This window comes from Algoriphagus taiwanensis, assembly GCF_036245645.1.
Lineage (GTDB): Bacteria > Bacteroidota > Bacteroidia > Cytophagales > Cyclobacteriaceae > Algoriphagus > Algoriphagus taiwanensis.
In genome coordinates this window covers 52,606-75,567 of record NZ_BTPE01000013.1, presented here as the reverse complement: position 1 = coordinate 75,567, position 22,962 = coordinate 52,606, and the positions used below count along the sequence as shown (strand labels likewise).

At 43.4% G+C, this 22,962-nt stretch carries 19 protein-coding genes and 2 pseudogenes; 10 read left to right on the top strand and 11 right to left on the bottom strand.

Annotated elements, in window-relative coordinates:
• Positions 1-45 precede the first annotated feature (45 nt).
• Positions 46-2,169 carry a polyphosphate kinase 1 gene (gene ppk1 / locus AAA938_RS16445; protein WP_338229848.1) on the top strand — a complete coding sequence of 708 codons (2,124 nt, stop codon included), beginning with the start codon at positions 46-48 and terminating at the stop codon, positions 2,167-2,169.
• 244 nt (positions 2,170-2,413) lie between these two features.
• Complete coding sequence (locus tag AAA938_RS16440) at positions 2,414-3,307, top strand: DUF3078 domain-containing protein (RefSeq protein WP_338229847.1); 894 nt, start codon at positions 2,414-2,416, stop codon at positions 3,305-3,307.
• Positions 3,308-3,694: 387 nt separating this feature from the next.
• Here AAA938_RS16440 and AAA938_RS16435 read toward each other — a convergent pair whose 3' ends face one another.
• The 5 genes from AAA938_RS16435 to AAA938_RS16415 are packed head-to-tail and all read right to left on the bottom strand — an operon-like array spanning position 3,695 to position 7,905.
• Positions 3,695-4,486: a queuosine precursor transporter gene (locus tag AAA938_RS16435; RefSeq protein ID WP_338229846.1), complete on the bottom strand. Its 792-nt coding sequence runs from the start codon at positions 4,484-4,486 to the stop codon at positions 3,695-3,697.
• On the bottom strand, positions 4,473-5,411 hold the full coding sequence (locus AAA938_RS16430) for a ribonuclease Z (protein ID WP_338229845.1): 939 nt from the start codon (positions 5,409-5,411) through the stop codon (positions 4,473-4,475). Before AAA938_RS16430 ends, AAA938_RS16435 begins: the two co-directional genes overlap by 14 nt.
• Positions 5,408-5,785: an STAS domain-containing protein gene (locus AAA938_RS16425; protein WP_338229844.1), complete on the bottom strand. Its 378-nt coding sequence runs from the start codon at positions 5,783-5,785 to the stop codon at positions 5,408-5,410. The genes AAA938_RS16430 and AAA938_RS16425 overlap by 4 nt, the downstream gene beginning before the upstream one ends.
• Before the next feature lie 12 nt (positions 5,786-5,797).
• Entirely contained in the window at positions 5,798-6,739 is a 942-nt protein-coding gene (locus AAA938_RS16420) for a phosphoribosylaminoimidazolesuccinocarboxamide synthase (RefSeq protein ID WP_338229843.1), read from the bottom strand.
• Between the two features lie 59 nt (positions 6,740-6,798).
• Positions 6,799-7,905 carry a toxin-antitoxin system YwqK family antitoxin gene (locus tag AAA938_RS16415; protein WP_338229842.1) on the bottom strand — a complete coding sequence of 369 codons (1,107 nt, stop codon included), beginning with the start codon at positions 7,903-7,905 and terminating at the stop codon, positions 6,799-6,801.
• Between the two features lie 100 nt (positions 7,906-8,005).
• Between AAA938_RS16415 and AAA938_RS16410 the strand changes: the two genes are divergently transcribed.
• On the top strand, positions 8,006-9,010 hold the full coding sequence (locus tag AAA938_RS16410; protein WP_338229841.1) for an FAD:protein FMN transferase: 1,005 nt from the start codon (positions 8,006-8,008) through the stop codon (positions 9,008-9,010).
• 51 nt (positions 9,011-9,061) lie between these two features.
• Here AAA938_RS16410 and AAA938_RS16405 read toward each other — a convergent pair whose 3' ends face one another.
• The 4 genes from AAA938_RS16405 to AAA938_RS16390 form a co-directional block, all read right to left on the bottom strand.
• Positions 9,062-10,243 carry an acetyl-CoA C-acyltransferase gene (locus AAA938_RS16405; RefSeq protein ID WP_338229840.1) on the bottom strand — a complete coding sequence of 394 codons (1,182 nt, stop codon included), beginning with the start codon at positions 10,241-10,243 and terminating at the stop codon, positions 9,062-9,064.
• A 130-nt stretch (positions 10,244-10,373) separates the two neighbouring features.
• Positions 10,374-10,982: a hypothetical protein gene (locus AAA938_RS16400; RefSeq protein WP_338229839.1), complete on the bottom strand. Its 609-nt coding sequence runs from the start codon at positions 10,980-10,982 to the stop codon at positions 10,374-10,376.
• Positions 10,972-11,619 carry a hypothetical protein gene (locus AAA938_RS16395; RefSeq protein ID WP_338229838.1) on the bottom strand — a complete coding sequence of 216 codons (648 nt, stop codon included), beginning with the start codon at positions 11,617-11,619 and terminating at the stop codon, positions 10,972-10,974. The genes AAA938_RS16400 and AAA938_RS16395 overlap by 11 nt, the downstream gene beginning before the upstream one ends.
• On the bottom strand, positions 11,616-12,581 hold the full coding sequence (locus AAA938_RS16390; RefSeq protein WP_338229837.1) for a VWA domain-containing protein: 966 nt from the start codon (positions 12,579-12,581) through the stop codon (positions 11,616-11,618). The genes AAA938_RS16395 and AAA938_RS16390 overlap by 4 nt, the downstream gene beginning before the upstream one ends.
• A gap of 135 nt (positions 12,582-12,716) precedes the next feature.
• Here AAA938_RS16390 and AAA938_RS16385 point away from each other — a divergent pair, with 135 nt between their 5' ends.
• Both AAA938_RS16385 and AAA938_RS16380 read left to right on the top strand, forming a co-directional pair.
• The gene (locus tag AAA938_RS16385; RefSeq protein WP_338229836.1) at positions 12,717-15,116 is read left to right on the top strand and encodes a TonB-dependent receptor; all 2,400 of its coding nucleotides are present in this window, start codon (positions 12,717-12,719) and stop codon (positions 15,114-15,116) included.
• Positions 15,116-15,952, top strand: coding sequence for a DUF4249 family protein (locus AAA938_RS16380; protein WP_338229835.1), 837 nt, complete (start codon positions 15,116-15,118; stop codon positions 15,950-15,952). The genes AAA938_RS16385 and AAA938_RS16380 overlap by 1 nt, the downstream gene beginning before the upstream one ends.
• On the opposite strand, the gene AAA938_RS16375 is transcribed toward AAA938_RS16380, so the two are convergent.
• Complete coding sequence (locus AAA938_RS16375) at positions 15,949-16,662, bottom strand: hypothetical protein (RefSeq protein ID WP_338229834.1); 714 nt, start codon at positions 16,660-16,662, stop codon at positions 15,949-15,951. The genes AAA938_RS16380 and AAA938_RS16375 overlap by 4 nt on opposite strands.
• Positions 16,663-16,778: 116 nt before the next feature.
• Here AAA938_RS16375 and AAA938_RS16370 point away from each other — a divergent pair, with 116 nt between their 5' ends.
• The 5 genes and pseudogenes from AAA938_RS16370 to AAA938_RS16350 all read left to right on the top strand — a co-directional run bounded on the left by AAA938_RS16370 (position 16,779) and on the right by AAA938_RS16350 (position 20,284).
• The gene (locus AAA938_RS16370; protein WP_338229833.1) at positions 16,779-17,147 is read left to right on the top strand and encodes a BlaI/MecI/CopY family transcriptional regulator; all 369 of its coding nucleotides are present in this window, start codon (positions 16,779-16,781) and stop codon (positions 17,145-17,147) included.
• Positions 17,147-17,893, top strand: a pseudogene (locus AAA938_RS16365) (M56 family metallopeptidase); the annotation flags it as partial. The gene AAA938_RS16370 and the pseudogene AAA938_RS16365, both read left to right, overlap by 1 nt.
• Positions 17,894-18,103: 210 nt before the next feature.
• Positions 18,104-18,415 (top strand): annotated as a pseudogene (locus tag AAA938_RS16360) (energy transducer TonB); the annotation flags it as partial.
• Between the two features lie 109 nt (positions 18,416-18,524).
• The gene (locus AAA938_RS16355) at positions 18,525-18,920 is read left to right on the top strand and encodes an energy transducer TonB (RefSeq protein WP_338229832.1); all 396 of its coding nucleotides are present in this window, start codon (positions 18,525-18,527) and stop codon (positions 18,918-18,920) included.
• 173 nt (positions 18,921-19,093) lie between these two features.
• Positions 19,094-20,284: an ATP-binding protein gene (locus AAA938_RS16350; RefSeq protein WP_338229831.1), complete on the top strand. Its 1,191-nt coding sequence runs from the start codon at positions 19,094-19,096 to the stop codon at positions 20,282-20,284.
• A gap of 102 nt (positions 20,285-20,386) precedes the next feature.
• Here the strand turns inward: AAA938_RS16350 and AAA938_RS16345 are convergent, their stop codons facing one another.
• A complete protein-coding gene (locus tag AAA938_RS16345; protein WP_338229830.1) occupies positions 20,387-22,927 on the bottom strand; it encodes a M14 metallopeptidase family protein in 2,541 nt (846 codons plus the stop codon).
• Positions 22,928-22,962: the final 35 nt, after the last annotated feature.

Genomic DNA, 22,962 nt, shown 5'->3' with positions numbered 1-22,962 from the left:
TTACCCTGGGAAATTAAATTATTGACTTAGAAATAGTTCAGAATCATGCGATCCACGATAGCCGATAGATACGAATCCACGATCCAAAAAAGTGATCTGGTAAGCCGAGACCTCAGTTGGGTGAAATTCAACGACCGGGTTCTTGATCAGTCAAAAAAAGCACACCGAACCATTTTTGAAAAACTCAAGTTTTTGGCCATTACTGCGTCGAATCTGGATGAGTTTTTTATGATTCGGGTGGGTTCTCTTTACAATTATCTGGATTACGACAAGCAGAGAGTAGATTACTCCGGATTGAGGGAAGAGCCTTTCAAGGAAAAGCTGATGGATGCCTGTCAAAATTTTCATCAGGATCAGCATCAGCATTTTACCCAAGTCATCCTGCCAGAAATGGCTCAGGAGGGGATTTCTCTCATCAATGTCAAAAAACTGAACGAGGAAAACAGGGAAAAGGTCCGGGAGTATTTCATGAAGGCAATCTACCCCATGCTTACTCCTATGGTCTATGACGGATACCGGACATTTCCGATTCTGATGAATAAACTTTTGGTCTTCGGAGTAGTGACTACCAGCCCAGGAGAGCGCAAAGACATGCGGAAAATGAGCTTTGTGCAGATTCCTGCCAATATCCCGAGATTCTTTGAAATCGAACAGGAAAACAGTCTTCTGTTGATTCCAATAGAGGAGGTGATCCGGGAAAATATCGTTTCCCTTTTCCGAAATGTGGACATTGAGTCTATCAGCTTGTTCAGGATTACCAGAAATGGGGATTTTACCCTTGAGGAGAGTGAGGATATGGATGCCAATTTTCTCGAAGAAGTAAAACGAAAGCTCATGGAGCGCAAAACAGGCCGGGTGGTCCGAATTGAAATTGAGGAAGGATATTCCAAGTGGATGCTCAATTCTCTTTTGGAACGATGGAGTCTAGGCAAAAACTCCGTATTCCTGGTCAAAAGAGAAAGTATGATTGACTTTACCGGCCTTTGGCAAGTGGTGGGTAATAAACGGTTCAGAGATCGACTTCCCCAAATTCCCGAGCCAGTCAATCCTATTTCCTATCCGGAAGAAGGGCGAGCAGATATTTTTGATACGTTAAAAGAAAAAGATATCCTGCTTCATCATCCTTACAATAACATCGAGCCCATTTTGGACTTGATCGAAACAGCCGCTGAGGATCCTGATGTGATGGCGATTAAAATGACCATTTATCGTCTGGCGAAGGAAAGTCGGATTACAAAAGCCCTACTTAAAGCAGCTGAAAACGGTAAGCACGTGTCTGTGCTTTTTGAAGTGAAAGCAAGATTTGATGAAGAAAACAACATCCGGGAGGCGAAAAGGCTACAAAAAGCCGGCTGTTTTGTGATCTATGGGATTTCCAATCTGAAAACCCATACCAAGCTACTTTTAATCGTAAAAAAGGATGCTTCTGAGATTACACGCTTTGTCCACCTTGGTTCCGGCAATTACAATGAAGACACAGCCAGGCTATATACGGATATTGGCTTATTGACTACCAATGAGATTTTGGCAAATGATGTCTCCGAGTTCTTCAATGTCATCACAGGGCATTCTGTGCCTAGCAATTACAGAAATCTGATTACGGCCCCTCGCGATATGCGCAATCAGTTGATTGAGTTTATCGAGCAGGAAGCTGAAAATGCCCGAAATGGGCTTCCCAGCGGGATTTTTATCAAAGTCAATTCCCTTGAGGATTCGGAAATTATCTATGCACTCTATAGGGCTTCTCAGTCTGGTGTCACCATCAAATTGATCGTGAGGGGGATCTGCTGCCTGAGACCGGGAAGACCGGGATTGAGTGAAAATATTGAGGTCATTTCTTTAGTGGGGGATTTTCTGGAGCACAGCAGAATTTATCATTTCCACAACAACGGGCAGACACGGACCTATTCAGGAAGTGCAGATATGATGGTGCGAAGCTTTGATAAGCGTCTAGAATCCCTCTTTAAAGTAGAGTCCCCGCTATTGGAAAAGCAGCTGATGAACATACTTCGCTACAACTTGCTGGATAATTCGAATGCTTATGTGATGCAGGAAGATGCCAGCTATGTGGCCAAAGCTCCTCAGCAAGGAGAAGAAGAATTTAATATCCATAAGCGATTCTTTGAGATCACCGCTGAGGAAGTGATGGAGGTTAGACTGGTTGATTGAAAAGCTTGGATTCATGAACGACAGACAAATGAATGAAACCCATGATAATCGTGGGTTTTCTTTTTTAGCAGAGAACAAACAATTCGCCAAAAAAAGGAAGGTTTAGATCAATCTTGTCCAAAAAGAGGTAGAAAAAATCAATAAATGAATTAATGCCCTTATTATGTTTGGGTTTCCTATTCAAGGAAAAAATTAATTTTGTGAGTTATATAAATTTATTTTCGAAAATTTTAATTTCTAAAAAATGAAAAAACTGTTTACCCTGATCGCCTTTGGAATGCTTTTTCAAACGGCAAATGCACAGAATGACACGGCCACTGTGGCAAAAGATACCCTTTGGCTGAAGGAAATCGCAGGAGGATTAAACCTTAACCAAGCCTCTTTTAGCGGCAACTGGAAAGGGGGAGGGGTAAACTCCATTGCCTTCAATGTTTATTTACTTGGACGAGCCAATTATGCCAAGGATAAATGGACTTGGGACAATACGCTTGACCTACTCTATGGAGTAGTCAAAAACGACGGTGAAGATGGGCGAAAGGCTAATGACCGAATTTATATTGATTCAAAAGTAGGTTACAAAATAGCTCCAAAGTGGAATATTTACTTTGGATTGAATTTTCTAAGCCAATTTGCCCCAGGTTATGATTTCAATACCGAACCTCGAACCCTAATCTCCAAGTGGGCTAATCCAGCCTACCTGACCACCGGAATAGGGGCAGAGTATAAACCCAATGATGAGTTTGTACTTCGACTTTCCCCATTTGCTCCCCGTTTTACATTTGTGACCGACACCAATCTTTATTTGGCAGTTCCTGAAAACTATGGGGTGGAAATCGGAGAAACTGTAAGACAGGAATGGCTTGCATTTAACCTTTTCGCAGAATGGAATAAAAAATTCAGTGATAGATTGTCACTCTTGATGCGATATCAGATGTATGCAAATCTTGAAACGTTCGCATTTGATACGATTGACCATCGATTGGATGCAGGGATTGTCGCCAAAATTTCTGAAGCCATCAATGTTAGTTTGACGACCTTGACCATATACGACATCGATCAGGACGAAAAAGTACAATTTAGCCAAGGCTTAGCTATCGGCCTTGCCTTCAAAAGAGGTAATTTCCCGGAGAAAAAATAATCTTTAACAAATTTTTATTTGGGATTTTGATTTATTTAGAATTGTATTATTTTTGAATTCATTGTGGTAGTTAAATAATAGTTGGTTTAGTTTTCAAATAAAGGGCAGGGGAAGTTCTCCTGCTTTTTTATTGTCCTTTAAATAAAAAACTGGATTATTTCAAGATTTTTTGGATTGAATGAAATTCTCTTTTTACGATAAAATTCAATTAATTCCTTGGCTAAATCGGTCTGATACTTATGGGGATTGATGATTATCGTTTGTCTACCCAGGCCTAGACCCAAGCTGGTCCTTGATTGCAAAAACAGGGTTTATTATTCCAGAATCCAGCCTTTTCTTTACCCTTGAAGGTTTTAGCCTTAATTGACGCAGGCGACTTGGTGAGAATTAAAAAAAGGAACGGTCAGCTGTGGCATCTTCTGCCATTTTGTGAGCCAGCTCTTTTCCCAAATATCGATCGATCAATCCGTGTCCCAGATAGAGAAGGGGAGTTAAAAGGATTGCCACAGTGAATTTGTACACATAATTGATCAGACCTACTGCTATGATTTGGCTCAAACTCCAGTTGCCGAAAACATAAAAGGCAATCCCCAACACCACAAATGAATCAAAAAACTGAGAAACCAAAGTCGAACCGGTGGCTCTCAGCCAAATCATATTGGCACCGGTTACAGCTCTGAGTTTGTGAAATACGAATACGTCTACCAATTGCCCCAAAAGAAAAGCAGTGAGAGAACCGATTATGATTCCCAGTCCCTGCCGAAAAATCGTATTGAATGCGTAATTGATATCAAAAGATTCTCCTGTTGGGGTTTGAGAATTGACTTCTATCCAAAAATCCGCAGGTACCAGCACGGTCACCAAACTGATGATGACAAAAACGTAAGCGATTAGAGCGGCTGTGAGGAAGCTTATTTTTCGCACGCCTTGCTTTCCAAAATATTCGTTGATGATGTCTGTCGTGATAAATACAATCGGCCAGATTACAGCCCCTGCTGTCAGATTGAAGTCTAGCACATACTCTCCAAAAAAGCTCCAGTTAACCGGATCATAGCCCAATGTTTTTTCTCCTGAAAAAATCTTTACCCCGATGATTTCTGCCAAAATTGCATTGGTCAGGAAGATACTACCTAGGATGATAAAGAGATTGGTCTTTTTGCTTTCGTCAATCTTGTTCATAAAATGGCTGTATGGAATAAGTATCGCCTTCTCTACTTAAGACCGAACCCGGGAAAATGGTTTGAGCCTCTGCCAACATTTCATCCAAATTACCATATCTGGAGGAGAAATGACCTAATAGGAGACTTTTAGCTCCGGAAATCCGGGCTATTTCAGCAGCTTGTTTTCCGGTGCTGTGAAAGGTTTCCTGGGCTCTCTTTGCATCTGCTTCCGTGAAGGTGGATTCGTGATACAGCAAGTCCACTCCGGCAATAAATTCAACCAATCCCGGCTCAAATCGGGTGTCTGAGCAAAATGCATAGCTCCTCAAAGGAGGTAAAGGATGAGCATATTCGTCAACGCAATATTTCTCACCGGAAGGATCTGTAAAGTCTCTTCCTTGGCGGATTTCATGAATGGCCTGCAAGGGGAGTCTCTTTTCCTGAAGCTTTTCTTTGATCAGGTTTCTCAACCCCTCTTTTTCTCGGATCAAAAAACCTGTCGTTGGCAGCCTATGTACCAGAGGAAAACTATAGACCTGAAATCTGGGATGATCCAGCAGCAGATGCATTCCATCCGTCTGTGTTACCACAAACTCCAAAGGGTAATCTATCTGCGTATTGCTCCAGCGAAAATGAGTGGTGATGATTTCATCCAGACCCTTCGGGCCAAATACCCGAAGTGGTTTCGTCCTTTTTGATAACTGGTAGCTGGAGAGTAGCCCAACCAAGCCCAAATAGTGGTCTCCGTGAAGGTGGGAAATAAAAATATGGGAGATTCGGGAGCTTTTGATTTTGTACTTTCTAAGCTGAATCTGCGCTCCTTCTCCGCAGTCTAGCATTAAAAATTCCTGCCCAAATCTTACGACTTGGGCAGTGTGATTTCTTCCGTGAACGGGAATGGATGAGGTATTGCCAAGAATGGTAACTTCAAAATCCGGGATCAAGCTTCCTCCTCTTCTTCCCCTCCCTCGATTTCATGAATGAAAATGGCCTCTCCGGCTTCTTCCAGAGAGCTGACCAAATTCAGCTTTTTGTCTAGCATGGAGATTTTCAGCAGCTTCATTACGTGCTCTTGTACCCCAGAAATGATGAAAATGCCACCATTTCTTCCAAACTCTCTATCCCCAACCAAAAGCGCACTCAGTCCGCTGGAGTCCACATATTTTACATTGCTCAGGTCCAAGACGATGTTGGAATAGCCTTCTGCATGGATGGTCAGCAATTCTGACTTCAATTTGGGAGCGAGTAGGGAGTCAATCTTTTCCTCGATGGGAGTGAAGACTACGTATTGTTCTTTTTTATCAATGGTGTATTTCATTGTGAGTTGGTTTTACTGGCCTAAATGGGCCAAAATTGCTTTTTCTATTCTGTTTTCAATTTGGCCGGTATCTGCCTTGACAAATGCCTGCCCGGTGATTTTTTCGAAGAGCTCAATATAGCGATCGGAAATGCTTTCTACAATTTCATCGGTCATTTCGGGCACTTGCTGCCCATCTTTTCCCTGAAATCCATTGGCGATGAGCCATTGTCTTACAAACTCCTTGGAGAGTTGTTTTTGTGGAAGGCCCTTTTCCTGATTCTCCTCGTATCCCTCGGCATAAAAATATCGGGAAGAGTCAGGCGTGTGGATTTCATCAATCAGAAGAATTTGATCTCCAAACTTTCCGAATTCATACTTGGTATCCACCAGAATAAGGCCTTTTTCTTTCGCCATTTCCTGACCACGTTGAAAAAGCGCACGGGTATATTTCTCCAAAACGAGGTAATCCGCCTCACTGACTATGCCCTGAGCTAGAATATCCTCCCTGGAAATATCTTCGTCGTGTCCCTCGGACGCTTTGGTTGTGGGAGTGATGATAGGTTCGGGCAATCGGTCATTTTCTTTCAAACCTTCAGGTAGAGCAACTCCACAGAGCATTCGCTTTCCGGCCTTGTATTCCCGTGCGGCATGGCCTGCCAAATATCCACGAATGACCATTTCTACCTTGAAGGGCTCACATTTCTTTCCGATGGTGACATTGGGATCTGGGGTGGAAGTCACCCAATTAGGAACAATATCGGCCGTAGCTTTTAGGAAACTTGCGGCAATCTGGTTCAAAACTTGGCCTTTGAAAGGAATGGCCCTAGGGAGTACAACGTCAAATGCTGAAATCCGGTCAGAAGCTACCACGACCAATTCCTGGTCAAACATGTATACATCTCTGACTTTTCCTTTATAAAATCCTACCTGTCCTGGAAAATTAAAGTGGGTTTCTTTGATCGCTTGGCTCATTCTACATGGGTTTTGGCAAAAATAGGAAAAGCCTTTTTCCCTTGCCTTGCTGTTTGGATTTATTTCTTGATTATGTTTCCGTTTTCGTAAAATTCTGAGACCAGGAGCTGACCTTCGGAATCATATTCTTCCCGTGGGCCATTAAGCCTCCCTTTGGAATAGGTTCTTAATTCTTTCAGATTGCCGTTTTCAAAAAAGATTTTTACCTCCCCATCCAGCAAATCATTGGAAAAGCTGTAAATGGATTGAAGCTCTCCACTTGGGTAATAATTCTGTTCACGGATTTTTTGACCTGAAGAATTGAAAAATACCCGCTGCCTGACCATTCCGTTTTCATGATAATAGATGATAGGCTGCTTAGGAATACCTTTGGAATAGTAGGATTGCATTCGGATAGATCCATCTGAGAAATATTCCAAAAGTTCGCCCTCGGGATTTCCTTTTTTGTAGGTCCCTTTTCTTTCAATCTGACCAGTGGGGTAGTAGAGAAGATACTCTCCATCAAGTGCTCCACTGGAAAAATTACGCTTGGATTTGATACTCCCATCTTCGAAATAGGTGATTTCAGGGCCATTGAGCAGACCCTTAGTGTATCGAGTTTCGTAAAGGATTTGTCCTTCCTCATTGTATTCTTTGTAATCTCCTTCGTACTGCCCGGCCAGGAAATTGGCTTTGGATTGGATCTGTCCATTTTCGAAGTAGGAAATCGACTCCCCATTGGGTTTGTTGGCTTTGAAAGTAGTCTGGTCTTGGATTTGGCCATTTTCATAATAGCTGGTGACCAATCCTTCCAATTGGTTATTGACAAAGTTTGATTCCTGACTGATTTGCCCATTTGGAAAAAAGCTCTTGCTTGGCCCTTGTCTTAGATTGTTGACAAATTCCATCACCCGAAGCGTATCTCCTGTTTCGGGATCCAAATCATAAAAAAGACCGTTTTTTTTATCATCCTTCAGATATCCGATCAAAATCAGGTTTCCTTCTGGATCAAAAAGCCGTACCAGACCTTCGGCTTTTCCATTGACCTTGGTCAGGATTTCCTTCACCCGGAGGTTTTCCTCATCGTAATAGGTTCTTAGGGTGTCTTGTGCCAATAATGGAGAGAAAAACCCAAGTCCAAAGACCAAAGAAACCAAAATGATAAGTCTTGAGGAATGAGCAATCATGGAAAGCGATGAATAAATCAGGGCGTTGGAAGTGAAGTTCTCGGAAAGTTAACAGGCCTGCGGGGCAAATTATCTATTTTTGAACCGTAAAATTAAAAATATGAAAAGAATAGCCAGTTTGTTTTTGAGTAGTGTCTTGGCATTAGTTTCCTGTCAGGAGGAAATCAAATACAAAGTTTACGAAGGAGAGATTTTTGGAACATACTATCGAATCCAGGTCAAAGACGGTGGAGAGGATCTTCAGCCTCAATTTGATGCAGTCTTTGATCAAATCAATGCGGCTTCCAATTCATATATTCAGGAGTCAGAAGTATCTGGTTTCAATAATACAGGCCAACTCAAAAATCCCTCACCGACCTTTTTGGCAATGATGGATTCAGCCTATCGGATTCACGAACTGACTGGTGGATATTTTGAACCGACTCTTTATCCTTTGATTAAAGCTTGGGGTTTTTCTTTTGATCAGCGAGAACAAATGGACTCCCTCAAGGTGCTTGGCCTTTTGGATTTGGTAGGATTTGAGGAAAAAATCATCCAAAGCGATTCAGGCATTTTTGCAGCTAAAGAAGGGGTGCAGTTGGACATTACAGGGATAGGAGAGGGCTATGCCATCGATCAACTGGTAGAAGTGGTGGAGAAAAACCAAATCGCTGATTACATGGTCGAAATTGGAGGAGAAATGAGAGCCAGAGGGCTTAATTCCCGTGGAACAGTGTGGACCGTCGGTGTAGAAGACCCTGTTCAGGCAGAGATGGGAGTCACAAGCAGTATGCTGACCAAAGTGATGATGGATCAAAGATCCTTGAGCAGTTCGGGTAACTATAGGAAGTTTTACATTGACGAACAAGGCAATCGTCGATCTCATATTTTGGATCCCAAAACCGGATTTCCTGTAAGCCACAATTTGGTCTCTGTTTCTGTCTTGGCTCCTTCTGCTACTTTGGCTGATGGATTGGCTACAGCATTGATGTCTATGGGACCGGAAAAAGGAATGGAATTAGCCGAAAGGCTTCCCGGTGTGGAAGCCATGTTCGTTTGGGGAGGAAAGGAAAAGCTGGAATTGCTTTTCACTTCTGGCTTCCCCAAACCATTGGCGGCTGAGTAAATAAAAAAAAGCAGGTTTTAAGCCTGCTTTTTTCGTGGTATTTTCTTTCAATTACATCTTCTCGATTACCAAGGCGGAAGCTCCACCACCTCCGTTGCAAATTCCTGCTACTCCGATTTCACCGGATTTTTGATGCAGAACAGAGTTTAAGGTAGCAATGATTCTGGCACCGGATGCTCCTAGAGGATGGCCTAGAGAAACAGCTCCTCCAAACACATTGATTCGGTTATTGTCCAGCTTGAGCTCACGCTGATTGGCCAAAGCGACTGCTGAGAAAGCCTCGTTGATTTCGTAGTAAGAAACCTCGTCTGAAGATACACCAGCATGCTTCAAGGCTTTTGGTATGGCCAACGCAGGCGCTGTGGTAAACCACAACGGATCGGTTGCTGCATCAGCAAATCCGCGGATTTTTGCCAAAGGCTTTAATCCCAACTCTTCCGCTTTTTCCTTACTTACCAATACCAAGGCAGAAGCCCCATCATTCATGGTGGAGGCATTGGCTGCGGTCACGGTTCCGTTTTTGTCAAATACGGGACGAAGTGTAGGAATTTTATCAAACATCACATTCTTATACTCCTCATCTTCATCGATTAGGATCGTTTCTCCTTTTCTTCCGATCAATTCTACAGGAACCACTTCATCCTTAAACATGCCTTTGGACCAAGCGTCAGCCGCACGCTGATAGGATTGGATAGCGTAAGCATCCTGATCTTCTCGGGAGATGTTCATTTCTTTTGCAGTATTGTCTGCGCAATTGCCCATTGGGAACTTGTAGTAGACTTCGAAAAGCCCATCTTTCACCAGGCCATCCACCAGTTCTGCATTTCCATATTTATAGCCAAATCTTGCCTTTGGAACATAAAAGGGCACATTGGACATGCTTTCCATTCCTCCAGCCACTACCACGTCATTGATTCCAAGCATGATAGATTGAGCAGCAAACATCACCGCTTTCATCCCGGAAGCACAGACTTTATTGATGGTGGTACAAGGCACTTGGTAACCTATGCCAGCGCCGATGGCTGCCTGACGCGCCGGAGCCTGTCCGAGATTGGCAGAAATCACATTGCCCATGAACACTTCCTGCACTTGGTCTGCAGCTACTCCGGATTTGGCAAGTGCTCCTTTGATGGCAGTACTTCCGAGCTCGACCGCAGTCAACCCGGAGAGTTTTCCTCCAAAGCTTCCCAAAGGTGTGCGGACAGCTGATACGATATATACTTCTTTACTCATGTTTATTTGGGTTTAGTTGATTTTTGAAGTTGGATGCTAAATATCTGGTGAATAATCTTAAGAAGGATCTTATCCTGAATTCACTGCTCGACTAATCATGGGACAACTGGCATCGGACATCTGACTTATTTTACCAATCCGGAAGCCCTCTGTTCGGTCTTTGAGTTGGCCTTTTCTTGTTTTGTTGAATGTATCTCAGCTCTGCAGCATTGAGTGATTCCAGAATTTGTTTGGCCTGTTCTGGCGTTAGATTCAAAGCCTTGAGTTTTTCTCTCATTTCTTCCATTTTTTGCTGACGATCGGCTAGGTTAGCATCCATTTGGTCGTTGCTGTTTTCACCCTGTTGATCCGACTGTTGGGAAGGGTCTTCTCCCTGCTGTCCCTCTTTGGCTTTGTCTTCGTCGGTTTGCTCTCCTTCTTTTTCTTGGGAGTTATTCTGTCCCTGCTCTCCTTCGCTTTGCTGACTTTGGTTCTGCTGGTTTTGCTGCTGCTGATCCTGAGGATTTTGCTGCTGTTCTTGCTCTTGCTCTTTTTCCAATTTTTCCTTCAGAGCCTTCAGCTTGGCATCGTCGGGGTATTTGGTCAATCCGTCATTTACGGTTTCCAAGGCTTGATCTTTTTGGGTTTTCACATAAGATCTGGCTGCCCTGTTAAAATAATCCCCCGCAGACTGAGCTTGGGCAGTCCAAGCTGATCCAAGGAAAAAGAGAAAAGAAAGGATTAAAATTTTATTTCTCATTGATCTCTACTACCTCCTTTAGATTGGTGATGAAATCCTGATAAGCTGCTACTGTTTCATCTTGTGCGAGCGCATCTTCCATAACTTTTAAAGCCTCAGCGAAGCGGAATTGTTCCACCATTCGGTCAGCTTCTGCTTTTTTTCTCTTGGCAAACTCCGATGGCTCTGGTCTGTTGTTTTCCTGCTGTTTTCTTTCTTCGTCCCGTTGCAGCCATCTGGCCAAGAGTTCATAATTATATCTGGCCTCCTCGTTGGTGGGATCTTTGATCAGGGCCGATTGAAATTTGCTCAAAGCCGCCTGATATTCCTTTTTATCTCCCATCAGGATGCCTCCTTGATTGAAGGCAAAGGAGGAAAGTTTCTTATCTGTCGATACTGTGGTTTTATCATAAAAGCTAGCCGCTTCATCAGGCTGATTCGCATGGTGATGACTCAGCCCCAAATTGAAATCCAGATAGGCAGAAGCGATGGCAAAATCATTCAACAGGACCATGTGGTCTGCAATAGACTCCTCATATCTAGCCTCAGCATAGCTTTTTTCCGCTTTTTCTATGGCCTCGTTTTGCCTGCTCACCTGAGTCCAAGAGGCAGGAATTAGTAGAAAAACAGCGACTATACTTTTACTCCAGCTCATCATAATTTGATGGTCTTTACAGGTAATATCATATCCACCAAGGCCAGTGCCAAAGCTGCCAGTAAGGAATAGAAATACTTATTGGAGCTGGTCTCTACCATACGAGTATTGGATACTCCACCTTTCATATTGCTGAGGGCGGAGATTAGGCCTCCCATTTCCTTAGCCTGGTCAGAAATCTCAAAGTATTCCCCTCCAGTCTCGGATGCCAGATATTGAAGTGGAGCTCTATTAAGTTGGGTCAGGGCAGGTTTTCCGGTTTTGGGATCCATCACCAATCCATTACCTCTCGGCATTTCTCCCCCTCTTTCAGAACCCACACCCAATGAAAAGACCCGGATTCCATTTTCCTGCATTTGGTCAGCGACTTCTTCCAAATCATCGCCAAAATGCTCTCCGTCAGAAATTAGAATCACTGCTTTTGATTTGACTTCCTGGCTTTCGTCTTTTTCAAATTTATCCAAGGCCATCTTGAGCGGTGTAGTCAGGTCTGTACCGAGATTGGGCACCAAACCTATATTCAATCCATCGATGTACAAATTCAAGACTGACTGGTCATAGGTGAGTGGTAGCTGCATAAATGCCTCGGTACTGAAAATAATCAAGCCAATCCGGTCAGAGGGAAATGATTTAAGTAATTCCTTCAGCTCAAACTGAATCCTTGAAAGTCTATTGGGTAGAATATCCGTGGCAACCATGGATTGAGAAAGGTCCACGGCGATGAAGATGTCTTTGCCCTCTTCCTGTATTTCTTTAAATGAATTACCGATCGAAGGTCCCGCAAAGGCGATCAAAAACAGTACAAAGTATAAGGTGCGAAGAATCAGCTTGGTAAACAGTCGCTGCTTCTGGACCTTCAGTCTACGATTGATAATCCAATAGCGTGTGATGTAAAAAAAGTACAGCAGGCCAAAGATGCCTGATAGAAGGAGAATCAGTTTGATGTCAGGATATGCCCAAATCATGGCCTGAAATTAGGAAATAAACCTAATTTTGAAAGCCGGGTTTTTTGGAGCGGTGCTTCAAAGCCACCAACTTTCCTGAGAATTAACAAACATTAAATCCATTTGTCCGTTCGGCAAGGATATCCTCTTGTTCAGATGCCCTTCATTTCTGTTTTTCGAGTCATCACCTTCTGGATCAGCTTTGCCTTCTGCTTGGGTGTTTCTTTTGGCCAATCAGTTCCTAAGATCCGTGGGGAAGTACTGGATGCGGTAAGTTCGCAACCTTTGATCGGTGCCAATGTCTATTGGGAAGGTAATACTACCACAGGTGTTGTAACTGGGTTGGATGGGGATTTTGAAATCTCTTCGGTCGCTTTCCCTGCAAAGCTGGTGATCTCTTATATAGGATATGAGCGCTCTGTACGGGTCATTCAGGCCAAGGATGGGGAAAAAGGCCTTCGTTTTTTTCTGAAGCCTGAAGAAATGTCTTTGGAAGAAATTATCATCCAAGAAAGAAGACCGGATGAGCAAATCAAAAATCTGGAAATGGGCAAAGCCAGTGTACCCATAGAAACCATCAAGAATATTCCGGCTCTTTTTGGGGAAGTGGATTTGTTCCGTTCTCTACAACTTCTGCCCGGTGTGCAGACAGCAGGCGAGGGGACCACAGGACTTTTCGTCCGGGGAGGTTCAGCTGATCAAAATCTGGTTCAATTGGACGGTGCACCTGTCTACAATGCTTCCCATTTTTTCGGGATTTTTTCTGTTTTCAATCCTGATGCCTTGAGCAAAGTGGATTTATATAAGGGGAATATGCCTGCCGCTTTTGGAGGAAGGGCTTCCTCATTGATTGATGTGTCTCTACAGGAAGGAAATAGAAATCAGATTCATGGTCAGGGGGGAATAGGTACTATTTCTTCCCGATTGACTTTGGACGGGCCTCTTTTTGGGAAAAATTCTTCCTTCATCGTCAGTGGGAGAAGAACCTATGCAGACTTGTTTTTGAAGCTTTCCCGGGATGAAAATCTCAGAAACAACAAGCTCAATTTTTACGATTTGAGTGGCAAGTTTTCCTTCTTTTTGGGAGAAAGAGACAAGCTTTCTTTCAGTATTTATGAAGGGTCCGACTTTTTGGGATTGGATGATCAGTTTGGCCTGGGATGGGATAATTGGGTGAATTCGGTCAATTGGAACCGAGTCAATTCCGAGACTTCCTTTTTTGACCTTCAGGCTTACTACTCCCGATATCAATACAAAGTGGAGATCAATGATCCCGAAAATGGCTTTGAATGGACAAATAGGCTTTCTGAGTCGGGAATTAAGGCCAATTGGATCAGAGTCCTTTCTGACAAAACCACCATCAATTGGGGGATACATAGTCAGTTTTATCAATTCTCTCCAGTAGATCTCAACCCTGATCCGGATAGTGGAATCGGTGAAATAGTGACCAATCCAAAAAACGGACTGCTCAACAATCTCTTTGTGGGTTTGAATCAGGAATTTTCGCCCAAACTGAGCATGGAAGCGGGCCTGAGATGGGGATTGTACACCCAAGTGGGAGAAGGGGTAGAATACCTTTACCCTGATGATCAACCCGAGCGGGATGAGGAGATCGGATCAGAAAGTTTTGATCGCTGGGAACCCATGCAGTTTTACCAAGGCTTGGAGCCAAGATTGGCATTTCGCTATTTGATCGATGAGCAATTTTCGGTAAAAGCAGCTTACAACAGGAATTTTCAATACGTACAGATCGCTACCAATAGCTCGGCAGGATTGCCCATTGACCGGTGGATGCTGGCAGACCTATACACCCGCCCCATCCAAAGTGACCAGATATCTTTGGGGCTTTTCAGAAACTTTGACAATAACCGGTGGGAGCTTTCTGTGGAGGGGTATTACAAAGACCTCCGAAATGTGATTGATTTGAGAAACGGAGCTCAGGTTCTGTTTACCGATCAGGTGGAGACAGAAGTTCTATCCGGTGACGGATGGGCATATGGTGTGGAGACTTTGCTTCGCAAAAACACGGGCAAAACTACCGGGTGGCTTTCCTACACCTGGTCCAGGACTTGGAGACAAATAGAAGGAGTCAGTCTCAATCAAAAGTACAACCCCCGATTTGATCGGCCGCATGACGTGACCTTGGTAGTCAATCATGAATTCAATCCAAGATGGTCAGCAGGAATTACCTTTGTCTACACTTCTGGTTTGGCAGTCACTTTTCCGGTAGGTTCATATGTAGTCGACAATCAAAACGTTCCCTTATATCCAGAATTGAGAAATCTGGACCGGTTTCCGGACTACCATCGCATGGACGCATCGATTACCTGGAGAAATGCCGACAAAGGAAGAAAATGGAAAGGAAGCTGGAACTTCAGTATTTATAATCTCTATGGAAGGAAAAATCCTTTTGCCTATGAGTTTAGAGACATTTACAACAATGATATCAGCTTTAATCCATCAGAGGATGGAGAGATAGTCAGTTCGAGGCCGGGAGTGGTAATGACTTATCTATTTACTGTCTTGCCATCAATTACCTATAATTTTCAATTCTGATGAGATATACGCTGTTTGGACTAGTGCTTTTCTTATTTTCTTCCTGTCAGGAGGAAGTTATTTTGCCTTTGGGGAGCAAGGAAGAATTGATTCCTACTATTGAGGCTTTTTGGACGGATCAAGGTTCCTACAACGAGGTCAAAATTTCTCTTTCCAAGGATTACTACGATTCTTTGCCTATAGAGATTGTCAGGGATGCAGAGGTAGTGATTACAGTTCCGGGAACGGATAAAGTCATTCCTTTTCAATTTTTGCCGGGATTGAATACCTATCGTCCTGTCAATACTTTGGAGAGGGCACAAGTGGGAGAGCGGTATCAACTCAATGTCAAATGGGGTGATAATATTTACCGATCCGAAGGAGTAATGCTAGAGGCTCCGATTGTGGATAGTTTGACTTGGCAGTTTGAGGAAGAAAGGCTCTTCAATGAGGAGGGATATTACATTAAGGTTTATGGCAGGGTGCCTTTTGAGGAGGACAATAATTATCGAATCCGGGTGATTGAAAATGATACGCTCAAAAATCAACGGGAAGATTACCTCCTATTTGATGATACTTTTGGCTTGCAGTTTTTTGAGCAGGGCTTGGAGCTCGGGTATGCTTTTGAGGAAAATGACCGGGTAAGGCTGGAGCTATTCCGTCTCAATCGGGATGCTTATGACTATCTCAATGAACTCGTCAATCTGCTTTTTAATGATGGTGGACTGTTTAGTCCTCCTCCTCAAAATCCGACTACCAACATCAGAGTGGTGCAAGGTAAGCCTGAGGTTTTGGGTTATTTTATGGTTTCACCTGTCTTGGTGAGGACGGTAGTCATTCAGGCGAAATACGATTAAGGAGCGGGGTTTCCTCCAAGTTCTACCCACTGCACGTAGATTCCCAAGGCAATGTGCCAAATAAGGTAGTGCCCCAATCGAAGAGTAAGGGAGGCTAGAAAACCTGCTTTTTTGAAATAAACGGCTTGGATGAAGTTCATTCCAAATCCTGTGAGCAAAGCATAGACAATCAACCACCACTCTCCTTGAGGAAGCTGTTCTAGAGGTTCCCGAAGCGAGGTGAAAATCGCTACAATCCAAAATGCCTGAGATTGGTAGCTTTCCCCTTTGATAAGCGAGAAAATCAACAAAACCAACACAATAGGAATCAGCCGATAAAATACCTCCACTTCCAATGCTCCGGAAAAATAAAGGAAAAGGGAATAAGGGAAAGGTTGGAGGAAAGGAGGTAGCTCCAAATAAGGCTCAGGGTGTAATAACACTTTTAGTACCAATACATCAAAAAGTCCGAAAATCAAACCGAAAAAGAGCGGATTCCAAAAACGGGATCGATGGCTGACCTCTGGAGATAAAAACTCCGGAATTTTCACTTTTCCTTGAAAAAACACAAAAGGTACTCCCAATAAAATCCAAAAAATATTTTCCCAATTCCAAACCCGCAAGTAGGGGTAGGGTTCTACCCAAAAATGGCCAATATACGCTCCTAGGGCGGTGATTCCAGCCAAAAACAGGAATACTAGGAGGGATTCAAAGCGAAGATTTTGATCCATGATCAATTATTTTTTCATAGGATGATGAAAAAAAAATTCAAGTTGCATTGCATGTTTTAAAATTAATTCATAGACTTACTAAATAATCGTAAATCTTTAAAATTTAACACCCAATTATGAAAGAATTAAATCAGCACGAAGAGCAAATCATGTCAATTCTCTGGAGTCAGGGAGAGCTTTTGATCCGGGACATTCTTGATCAACTTCCGGAACCAAAGCCGCCTTACACCACCTTGGCTTCAACAGTGAGAAACATCGAGTCCAAAGGCTACCTCACCCACAGGATGTACGGTACAGTGAATATTTACAAGCCTATTATCTCTCAGGAGGAGTATAGCCGAAAGAGCCTGAATCGATTGGTTTCCAATTTCTTTGGAGGGTCTGTGGGGAATTTCCTTTCCTTCATGGTCAAGGAGAAAAATATCTCCCAAAAGGAGGTAAAAGAGCTGAAGAAAATGATCGACCAAATGGAGGACAATAAGTAATGAACGAGGTTCTTCTATACCTCCTAAAAGTCAGTCTTGCTCTCGGAATCGGACTGGGATTGTTCAGAGGATTTCTGAGCGGACTGACTTTTTTTTCATGGAACAGAGCCGTTCTATTGCTCATTTTGGCAGTTGCGCTTGTTCTGCCTGCGATTAATTTTTCGTTTTTTACAATACAATCAGCAGGTATTGGGGAGTTTGTTTTGCCAGTTTTCGAAGTAGGACAAAGCACATCTCAGATTCAGGAATCAGGTATAACTTGGCAGGAATGGGTTCTATTTGGCTATTTGTTTGGCGCATTGGTGATGGCGGCACGGATGATTTTGGGCTTTATTACAGCTCAAAAGCAGATTGGTCAGGCCAAGCTGACTCAATTCGACAACAACTGGGTAGCAGTTCATCCCGATTTTACTCCCGCATCATTCTTTAGCTACATTTTGATGCCAGATTTTGATCCTCAGGATCCTAAACAGCGGCAGATTTTGACTCATGAATCCATGCATGTCAGGCTTTTGCACAGCTGGGACTTGCTTTTGGTAAATGCTGCAAAAATCCTGCTTTGGTTCAATCCTTTGATTTATGCTTTCGAAAGTGCATTAAGAGAAGTGCATGAATATCAGGCAGACCAGGGAGTGACTCATCAGGTATCAAGAAAGGAATATGCTACGCTTCTGCTTCATTTGGTGACCGCTCGGCCGGCCTGGCAGTTTATGAACAACTTTAACCAGTTTCAAACCAAAAAACGTATCCTTATGCTAACTAAAACCAACTCAACACCACAACAAAAAGTCCGGTTTCTTGCCATGCTTCCGGCAGTAGCACTACTTATTGCTGTTTTCTCTTGTGAGATTACTCCTGTGGAGGAAATAAAGGGGCCAATAATGGTTGAAAGATCAATGTCTATGTCTCCCACAAATCTGGTTGCTAGGGTAAATGATTTGGGTAAAGACGGAAAAGAGATTTTTGATGTAGTAGAGGAGCAACCTAACCCGCCCGGTGGTCTTGAAGGCTGGAACATGTATCTGGCAAAAAATCTCAAATACCCTGCTGAGGCCCGAAATATGGGGATTGAGGGAACCGTGATTGTGGTATTTACCATCAATTCTGACGGCTCGATTTCCAATCCTGAAATTCTCAGAGGTATTGGAGGAGGTGCTGATGAAGAGGTACTTAGAGTGGTTTCTGAGGCTCCAAATTGGACACCGGGATACCAAAAGGGGATTGCTGTGAATTGCAGAATGAGGTTGCCAATCCGATTTAAACTTGGAACTGGAAACCCTGTATCTATCGAAACTAAACCTGCGAGTCAATTTGAAGAGGTGATTGAAATACCAATCAATTCTGTAAAAAACTAACCCAACTTAAAACTTAACCGAAATGAAAAACAAATTAATTCCAAGCCTATTCATCCTTATTTGCTTGATTCTTGGATTGTCTAGCTTTGAAGTCAAGGCCCAAGAAACAATCCACAAGCAAGTCGATGAAATGCCTTCTCCTCCGGGAGGAATGCAGGGCTTTACTCAATACATGATCGAAAACCTGAAATACCCTGAGGTAGCCAAGGAAAAAGGAATCGAAGGGATGGTAGTAGTAGCTTTTGTAGTCAAATCTGATGGATCAGTGGAAAATATTGAAATCATCCGGGGCATCGGAGCTGGTTGTGACGAAGAAGCCCTTCGGGTAGTGGCCGAGTCCGGAAAATGGACGCCCGGAAAGAAAGAAGGAAAAGCAGTCAATACACAAATGACCTTGCCGGTACAATTTAAACTGTAAACTAAACCAACTTGATACCTAAAAACCGTCAGGTAGTTCGCTTGACGGTTTTTCTTTTTGAGTAAAGTGAATTGATCTAGCCTAATTGCACAAATAGATGTGCAAAAAAGTTTGAAAAATGCACATATGAACATGCGAAATTTCTTATTTTTGCATAAACAAAAGTGCAAAAGATGGAGGAGCTACTTGAAGTATCGAGCCAATTAATTCAAACGACCCAGACAGGATTTAAGCGCTATTTGTACTCCAAAATTGAATGGGGTGAAAAATTAATTGGAATCAAAGGTGCCCGAGGTACAGGGAAAACCACGCTTTTGCTTCAATATCTGAAAGAGAATCAGCTCCCTAAGTCTCAAATCGCCTACTTTTCCTTAGATGAAATATATTTTCTTTCACATAGTGTAGTAGAGGTAGTCAAAGCCTTCTACCAATCAGGTGGAAAAATTGTCGTTTTGGACGAGGTCCACAAATATCCAAACTGGTCTCAGGAAGTTAAAAATCTTCATGACCGATACAGGGATTTACAGGTAATCTTTACTGGATCTTCCATCATTGATATTGCGAAAGAAGAAGGAGACTTGAGTCGTCGAGCTGTTGTTTATGAACTTCATGGCCTTTCTTATCGAGAATTCCTGAGTTTTCGAAAAGGAATAGACTTACCAATAGTCAAGTTGGAGGACCTGATAAATCCTGCTTTTTCACTTCGAAGCCATTTTCCTTCTCATTTCTTACCCTTAGAACATTTTCAGGCCTATTTAAGAACTGGATATTTTCCTTTTTCAGGAGAAAATGAAGGGATTTATTTCAAAAAGCTCCGGCAGCTAGTCAGAACCGTTGTGGAATACGATATGGCTGAAATAAGGGGGTTCGATATCCGAAATGGGAAAAAACTTCTTCAGCTTCTCTACTTAATCGCCCAGCAGGTGCCATTTAAACCCAACATTTCTGCTTTAGCGGAAAAAACCCTAATCCATCGAAATTCCATGGTCAATTACCTCATTTACTTGGCAGAGGCTCGCTTGATTGATCTTCAATATCCCGCCGGAAATAGTGTGGCCTTGTTACAAAAACCTGAAAAAATCTTTTTGAATAATACGAATTACTTATTTGCGCTAAGTGAAAATAAGCCGGAAGCTGGAACGGTTCGAGAAACTTTTTTCAATAGTCTGGCAAAAGTTACGCATGAAGTCCATTACTCAGCTTCAGTGGATTTTTTGCTTGATGGTAAGTTTCACTTTGAAGTGGGAGGAAAGAATAAAAGCGGAAAGCAGGCTAGAGATGAAATGACCTGGATCGTCAAAGATGATTTGGAATACCCTGTAGGAAAAAGTCTCCCACTTTGGGTTTTTGGAATGTTGTACTGAGAAAAAATAAGCATTGGCATTTTCAAAAATAGCCGCCAAACGATCGTTCAACGGCTATTTTTTTTATAATATCAGAGTCTTTTGGTGTTCTCTGTCTCAGCCTTAATCCATGTTGTCCCCATGGAAAATGGCATTCAGGAATAGCTTGTTGGTTCCAAACCAAGTTCCCCGGAAGTTGGGACTGTCGAAGAAGTGAACCACTCTGCCTTGACCGGAAGGGGAAATGACCACTCCGGCACTCAACTTGAGTTTTTCCAAGTTGGTTTTGGAAATGTATCCTCCCAAGTGAGGATTTGCCGTGTATTTGATTGGTGTCAGATACTTGTCGGCAGATGGCTTGATGAAAATATCCGTGTTTCGGTACACCGGTAGGTTTTTGCGGTGGTAGCCATAAGCAATGGGATGGGTCAAATCCAACTCAGCCAAGTAAATACTTCCACCTACTTCTTTGGCTCCTTCGAAGTCGTTTCGGGTATTGAAACGTAGTGAAGCAGGCTCTTTTTCCTCCTCCAACTTCACTGCTTCTTCCTTGGTAATCCCAACTCGGTTGAGCCAAAGGGAGGCATTCTTCATGGAAATGATCGTTCCCCCACGATTTACCCAGTCTTTCAGGTGATTGACTTGTCCTTCGGAAAGGGAATTGTAATTCCCGGAAGGAAGAATCAGCGTGTTGTAGTTGTGAAGGTTCACACGGCCAAATTGCTCTAAATTTACCTTGGTGATTGGCATTCCGAGCTGCTGATCGAGGAGATTCCAGATTTCTCCCGCTTCGTAGGAACTTATGCCCGTTCCCACCATCATCAGGACTTTGGGCTGCTGTACGGCAGAAACCAGATTCGAACCCAAATCAATTCCGCTCAGGTTTAAACCTGTCTGAACAGCATAGACTTTTTGATGGGTTTTGGCAGCGATTTCTTTGATTTTGGTGCTGACTTCTTCAGCTTTCATTTTCTGGAAGCCCATCGGAATCATCAGGGTCCCTGCCGGGAAATCCACTTTTCCTTCCTGAGTTTGGGAAGAAAAGGATCGATGGACCGACTCTACGTGGATTCCTGCTTTTTGGAGTTCAAAAAGCATTTTCGGCGCATAATAATCCGACCAGTCGATCAGATAAGCATAGGCTTTTCCCTCAGGGAAAGAAAAGGAGGGAGCTTCCACTTCAGAGACTTGATTTCCTGATTTTGCAGAAGGTGCTGCCGCAAAAGGCATCCCATAAGCCGCTGCCATAGTCCAGGCAGAAGCGTCGTAGAAAACTGAATCAGCAAACTCTTTCACATACTCAAACATGGTTCTCACCATTCGGTACTGAGGCTGATTGGTAGGCACCACCCAAGATTTACCTTTCTTGTAGGACTGTCCTGCTAGAGTCAGGTCTGCGGAGTTTTCATAGACTTTGATCTTGTGATCGAGGAGAAACTGGACAAAAAGCCGGTTTCTGCTTTCGTCAAATTCATCTCCGAATACATAGTTTTTTGCTGGGTCTTTGGCTCCCTCAGAAACGGCACTTTCGAAGAATTCCCGCAGATAATCGTGCATGTAAACGCGGTTGTCTAAGGCAGCTTCCATGGTAGCAAGAGAGTTTACCACGTGATTTCGGATGGTGAAAGCGAAGGTGATGTCGCCTCTTTGGCTGCTTTGCACATGACCTCTGGAACTAGCCGTCTCAAACACCAATCCCAAACCACCATGGATGTCCGGATAGGTCGATCCATAGCCAGGATAGCTATTGTCAAAGACTTCCTTGGTCCAGTATAAGCTTCCGATCTCGTCCATGTATTTGGCGAAATACTTGGCAAAACGAGGGTTGATGTCGTCGTAATTCTTTCTTGGAACGACCGGATTTTCGGAGCCATAAGGCTTGGTCGGTTCGAAGAAATAGGTGCTGTTGGTGCCCATTTCATGGAAATCCGTGGTTACATTGGGATACCACTGATGGTACCATTCTACCTTTACCTGAGATTCAGGGTGGGCGAGAGGAAGCCAATCGCGGTTTAGGTCAAACCAATAGTGGTTGGTTCTTCCACCCGGCCAAGCTTCATTGTGTTCCCGGTCCAAAGGATCGGCAACTGCGGGAAAGCCTTTGTTGGAATTAGCCCAAAGGCTATGTCGGTCGCGACCGTCTGGGTTCAATGTCGGGTCGATGTGCACGACGGAATTTTCTCGGAGATTTTTTGCCAAGTCCGACTGGGCGGCCATCAACCAATAGGCGGTCAGCATGGCAGCTTCGGCGGAGGAGGGCTCATTTCCATGCACCCCGTAACCCAAGTGGATGATGGATGGCATGGAAGCCACATCGGGTTTGGCCTGGTTGGGATCAGCCAATTGGAGCTGCTTTTGGCGGATTTGCTCCAGATTTGCCATGTTTTTGGCCGAAGCGATGGTCAAAATGACTTTCGGTCTATGCTCATGGGTGTAGCCGATGGTTTGGAGTTGGGCTGTTTCGCTGAGCTGATCGAGTTTTTCGAAGTATTTGACGATCAAGTCATAGCGTGTATGCCAGTCGCCAACCGGATAACCCAAAAACTGGGATGGTGAGGGGATAGCGGGGTCAAATTTTTCTCCGGGGAAATAATATTCCTCCTGAGCAAAGGCTTGTAAGGTCAGAATAAATCCGAAAATCAATCCGAATAAAGGTCTTTTCATTTCGATGGTTTTTTTAGGAAAAGTAGAAAAGTAAT